Origin of the sequence: Nitratifractor sp. (assembly GCF_015487065.1) — a bacterium.
In the GTDB taxonomy this organism is placed as follows: Bacteria; Campylobacterota; Campylobacteria; order Campylobacterales; family Sulfurovaceae; genus Nitratifractor.
On the sequence record NZ_WFQN01000145.1, the window covers coordinates 1 to 4,656 of the forward strand.

Sequence of the window (4,656 nt, forward strand, 5' to 3'; positions counted from 1 at the left end):
TTGAGGAGTGTTTGAGAAATTCATCGAAGTCAAAGGCCGCCTCCATATCCGCCGCATCGCTGATAGCCCGCAGGACGAAGAAGGGGACATCCATGGCGTCACAAACCACCGCCACGGCGGCCCCCTCCATCTCGATGGCGTCGGCATCGAAAGTCCTGGCGATCCACTCCTTGCGTTCGGGATCGGCGATGAACTGATCTCCCGTGGCGATGATCCCGCCTTTGAGATCGATTCCCTTCTCCTCGGCCACCTCTTTGGCGATATGGAGCAGCCGACGGTCAGGCTCGATATAGACTTTGCCCTCGGGGACATAACCGTGGGGATGACCGAAAGCGGTGATATCCAGGTCATGCTGACAGAGCTGGGTCGCGGCGATGAGATCCCCGATCTTCAGCTCGGGAGCCACGGCACCCGCCACCCCGGTAAAGAGCAGCATCTCGCAGCCGAAATGCTCCAGCATCGTTGCCGCCGTCAGTGCCGAGAAGACCTTGCCGATCTTGGAGTAGGCCAGGACGATCTCCAGGTCTTTGTATTTCGCTATGTGGTAGGTGTTGCCTGCGTAGACTTCGTCGCTATGCTTTTTGAAGTACTGCAGCAGCGGCTCATGCTCTCCGGTAGAGAGAAAGGGATCCACCTCCTCCACCATCGCCCCCATGACGGCGATTCTCATGCCAACTCCTCCACACCACGGATCGCCGCTTCCAGCGACGCCATATCAGAGACGTTGAAATGGGGCTTCTTGGTGGCCCGACGGTTGAGTCCCTTGAGCACGGCACCGTGGCCGAACTCGATGTAGCAGTCCACTTCATCATCGAATTTGGCGATGGACTGCTTGTAGAGCACCGGACTCACCAGCTGTTTGGGCAGAAGTTCCAGCGCCGTGGCTTTGTCGCTATACTTCTCGGCGGTGACATTGGAGATCACCGGGGCAGAGAACTCATCCCGCAGGGTATTCTCCAGGGCTTGGGCCAGCGGCTCCACCGCCGACTCCAGCAGAGGACAGTGGCTGGCGACGGACATGTTGAGCAGCATCGCCCGGCGGGCCCCAGCCTCTTTGAGGATCGGCTCCAGAGTCCGAAGATCCTCTTTGATCCCGGCAACGACGATCTGACCTTCGGCGTTGTAGTTGACGGGCCAGACCTTGCGGCCTTGAGCGCGCTGCGCTTCGCAGAGCTTCTCCACCGTGGCATCATCGAGTCCCAGGCTCACCAGCATCCCCACGTCCTGGTCGGCACAGGCATCGGCCATCAACCGGCCCCGCAGGTTGACCAGTTCCACCGCATCCACCAGGTCCAACGCTCCCACACTCTCCAGCGCGGAAAACTCCCCCAGAGAATGCCCCAGGGCAAAGACCGGCTTGATAGGCAGCTCGTTCTCAAAGAGCTTGTGAGCTACCGCACTCACCAGCAGAATGGCCGGCTGGGTATATTCGGTCTGCTCCAGACGGTCATTCTCGGTAAAGAGCAGCTCGGCGAAATCGATCCCCGTCCGTTTGGAAGCGGCGTCGAAAATTTCCCGCACCGTTTCACTGTTGTCGAAGAAATCTTTTCCCATCCCCACGGCCTGGGACCCCTGCCCCGGAAAGAGAAAGGCACATTTGACTGACATGGACAATCCTTTGGTAGAAGATTGGGTAATTCTACCGTAAGGGGATTGAATTCATCGGACAGAGGACAATGATTTCACGAAAAATTCCTGAAGCACATAAGAAATCATGCTATTATATGAGTATAATTTTCCGCAATATAAAGGAGATAATTATGGTGATGTATGGAGCAGAAGAGCTGGTTTCTTCTTCTGAACTGGCCAAAAAATTCGGAACCTATCTGTCACGGATCAATACACGCAATCTTGAAAAGATCGCCGTATTGAAAAACAACAAGGTCGAAGCGGTTCTCTTGCCCAAAGAGGACTATGAAAAAATGTGCGAAACCTTGAAAAGGCTGGAGGCAAAAAACCTCCTCGACTCTATCGACAAAGGTCTCAAAGACATGAAGGAGGGTAGAACCTCGCCTATCGATACCTTGTGGGATCGACTGGATGATTGAGTACAGTGAGAACTTCCTGCAAGAGGCCCGAACACTGTCCAAAAAATACCGCCGCCTGAAGCAGGATCTACAAAAAGCGATCGAGGAGATCGAAATTCACCAAGATCTGGGGATCCCCCTAGGCCATGGGCTTTTTAAAAAACGTATGGCAAACTCCTCCATCCCCACCGGAAAAAGCGGAGGATTCAGAATCATTATCTACCGAAAAATATCGCAGAAGATCGTGCTGATCTCTATCTATTCCAAGACGCACAGAGACTCCCTGAGCGACGAGGAGCTCCGCAGGCTCCTTGACGCTCATTTCCATTAACCTTCACCTCTCCAACAGCTCGGGAAGCTCGGCCACCGAGTCGATCACCGCATCAGGGAAGATGGCTCCTTCCAGATCCTGGGGGCGGAACTTGCCCGTTCGCACCAGAACCGCCCGGATCCCGGCCCGCTGAGCCCCGGCGATGTCACTCTCGATATCATCCCCCACCATGATCGCCTCCTCGGGTTTGACTCCCATCGAGTGGAGTGCCTGATGAAAAAACTCGGGGCTCGGTTTGCCTACCACCGTCGCCTCCACCTCCGCAGCATACTCCAGCGCCCTGACAAAGCCCCCCGCATCCATGGAGAGTTCGCCGTCGGCATCCTTGAAGTAGCGGTTTTCCGCCGCCGCGATGAGGCGCGCCCCGTGGATCAGGGTCCGAAAGGCCCGATTGAGCCGGGGATAGTTGAAGTTCTCTCCCGCATCTCCCACCACGACGAAAGGTGAAGCAGTGTCGATACAGTGAAGCTCCCCGAAATACTTCTCCGCCTCTTCGGTGAGGATCGTCACCGCCCTGCCGCCGGCCTCCTCCACGATCTGCCGCGCCGCTCCCAAGGCAGTAAAGAGCTGCTCGGGTTCGATCGAAAACCCCATCCGGATCAGCTTCTGACGAATCGTTTCGGGAGGACGGCGGGTGGAGTTGGTGACAAAGCGCATCTTGTAGAGCCCCTGCAACGCTTCGATCGCCTCCACGGCACCGGGGACAGGACTCTCCCCTACATAGAGCACCCCGCCGATATCAAAAAGGATCCCTTTGACATTTTTCATCGTCCACCTCCTGTAAGGATTTCTCATTCGATTATATCATTAGAGAAAGTGAAGGGGGAGACAAGTCAAAAGCTATCGCGCGACAAAACTCTCCTGCAATATCAACGCACCGTCGAGATAGATCTCCGCGCTGAAACGCTCCCCTCTTTGGTAGGTATCCACCCCTTTGGGGGTCCCGCTCATGACGATGTCTCCATCTTCCAGCGACATGAAGGATTGGATCTCTTCAAGAATTTCATGGGGTTTGTAGATCATCAGACCGTAATCGCCATGCTGCTGGAGCGTATCGTTGCGATAGAGCCGCATCTCCACAGTCGTCAGATCCCCGTTCAGCGGTACAAACGGGCTCAGGACCGCCGAACCGTCAAAGGCTTTGGCCCGTTCCCAGGGTAAGCCTTTGGCTTTGAGCCTGTTTTGGGTTTCGGCCTTGGTCAGATCGAAACCGAAACCGATTCCGGCAATCTCTCGCTTTTGGATCAAAAAGCAGATCTCCCCCTCGAAACGGCAATCTTCTTGAATATATTTGAGCTCATGGGTAATCGCCGAATTCGGTTTATTGAAGAGCACCATATTCTCCGGCGTTTCATTGCCGAGTTCCCGGATATGCTCCACATAGTTTCTCCCGACGCATACCACCTTGGAGGGGATGATCTCCCGACGATCGAATTGAACTGTTTTCATTTTTTTTCCTTTCATTAATCGAGTACACCGTATGGTACAATCCTTCCCAAGCCTTTTTTTCACTTTTTAGGCAATCCGGAATGAAAGTATAAGGAGTTGATCACGCCGTGTCTTGTAAAAAACCGACCATTCGCAGACTCTCAGGCAGAGACGGGAAAATCTACGGCGAACTCAAATACAACCGGGAGGATTTCCGCCGCTTCGGTTTCCACTCCCACCCCACTTTCAGCCTTTCGGCTCTCGATGCGGGAGAGATCGAAGTCTGTTTCCACGGTGAGATGCCTCTAAGACTGCGGGAAGGGTCGGTCGCGTTCTATCCACCCGAACGCGTCCACCGCACCGCCCTTTCAAGCTCCCAACCCCTTGGGTACTACAATCTCCATCTCGATCCCGACTATTGCCTACGACGGTGGAATGGCGATAAAACGCCGATAGAAAACTTCGACCCGTTTTGGAAAAAGCCGATTTTGAACGATCGCAACGTCTATAAACATTTTCTCCTATTGTGCCGACTGATCCTCGACAATAAACCGTCAGAGAGGATCGAGGACCTTTTGAGAGGGCTTTGGGGTGATCTCTCCGCCCATTTCTCCCCGGCAGAACAGTACGAAACACCCGGGGATCCTCTCTGTGAATCTCTCGCCCGATATCTACACGAACATCTGGATGATCCTCCGAGCCTCGAAGAGCTCTCCAGACACTTCGGCTATCATCCCGACGTCCTCAATCGACGCTTCAAACGCCGCTTCGGCCTGAGTCTGCGAGCCTACCTCATCGACCGACGCCTCCACCGGGCCAAAGCGCTGCTGCTCGAAGGCGGACACTCCGTCGCCCGGATCGCCGCTGAAA

7 protein-coding genes are annotated in these 4,656 nt (G+C 54.8%); 3 read left to right on the forward strand and 4 right to left on the reverse strand.

Annotation, left to right across the window (positions count from 1 at the left end; all coding sequences use genetic code 11):
- The coding region (locus F8I07_RS08155; protein WP_292658170.1) for a 5'-methylthioadenosine/adenosylhomocysteine nucleosidase at window positions 1-670 on the reverse strand (670 nt) is incomplete at its 3' end.
- Window positions 667-1,608 (reverse strand): ACP S-malonyltransferase, encoded by a 942-nt coding sequence (gene fabD, locus F8I07_RS08160; RefSeq protein WP_292658173.1) that lies wholly within the window; start codon window positions 1,606-1,608, stop codon window positions 667-669. The genes F8I07_RS08155 and fabD, both read right to left, overlap by 4 nt.
- Window positions 1,609-1,760: 152 nt before the next feature.
- Between fabD and F8I07_RS08165 the strand changes: the two genes are divergently transcribed.
- Both F8I07_RS08165 and F8I07_RS08170 read left to right on the forward strand, forming a co-directional pair.
- Entirely contained in the window at window positions 1,761-2,048 is a 288-nt protein-coding gene (locus tag F8I07_RS08165) for a type II toxin-antitoxin system Phd/YefM family antitoxin (RefSeq protein WP_292658175.1), read from the forward strand.
- Entirely contained in the window at window positions 2,041-2,358 is a 318-nt protein-coding gene (locus F8I07_RS08170; protein ID WP_292658177.1) for a type II toxin-antitoxin system RelE/ParE family toxin, read from the forward strand. Before F8I07_RS08165 ends, F8I07_RS08170 begins: the two co-directional genes overlap by 8 nt.
- Before the next feature lie 3 nt (window positions 2,359-2,361).
- Here F8I07_RS08170 and F8I07_RS08175 read toward each other — a convergent pair whose 3' ends face one another.
- On the reverse strand, window positions 2,362-3,126 hold the full coding sequence (locus F8I07_RS08175; RefSeq protein ID WP_292658180.1) for a TIGR01458 family HAD-type hydrolase: 765 nt from the start codon (window positions 3,124-3,126) through the stop codon (window positions 2,362-2,364).
- A 72-nt stretch (window positions 3,127-3,198) separates the two neighbouring features.
- The gene (locus F8I07_RS08180; protein ID WP_292658182.1) at window positions 3,199-3,807 is read right to left on the reverse strand and encodes a fumarylacetoacetate hydrolase family protein; all 609 of its coding nucleotides are present in this window, start codon (window positions 3,805-3,807) and stop codon (window positions 3,199-3,201) included.
- Between the two features lie 107 nt (window positions 3,808-3,914).
- Between F8I07_RS08180 and F8I07_RS08185 the strand changes: the two genes are divergently transcribed.
- On the forward strand, window positions 3,915-4,656 hold a 742-nt coding region (locus tag F8I07_RS08185; RefSeq protein ID WP_292658184.1), incomplete at its 3' end, for an AraC family transcriptional regulator.

Bases quoted from the DNA above. Each gene is read 5' to 3' on its own strand.
- fabD (WP_292658173.1), bottom strand. From the start codon at position 1,608: ATGTCAGTCAAATGTGCCTTTCTCTTTCCGGGGCAGGGGTCCCAGGCC.
- F8I07_RS08165 (WP_292658175.1), top strand. From the start codon at position 1,761: ATGGTGATGTATGGAGCAGAAGAGCTGGTTTCTTCTTCTGAACTGGCC.
- F8I07_RS08170 (WP_292658177.1), top strand. From the start codon at position 2,041: ATGATTGAGTACAGTGAGAACTTCCTGCAAGAGGCCCGAACACTGTCC.
- F8I07_RS08175 (WP_292658180.1), bottom strand. From the start codon at position 3,126: ATGAAAAATGTCAAAGGGATCCTTTTTGATATCGGCGGGGTGCTCTAT.
- F8I07_RS08180 (WP_292658182.1), bottom strand. From the start codon at position 3,807: ATGAAAACAGTTCAATTCGATCGTCGGGAGATCATCCCCTCCAAGGTG.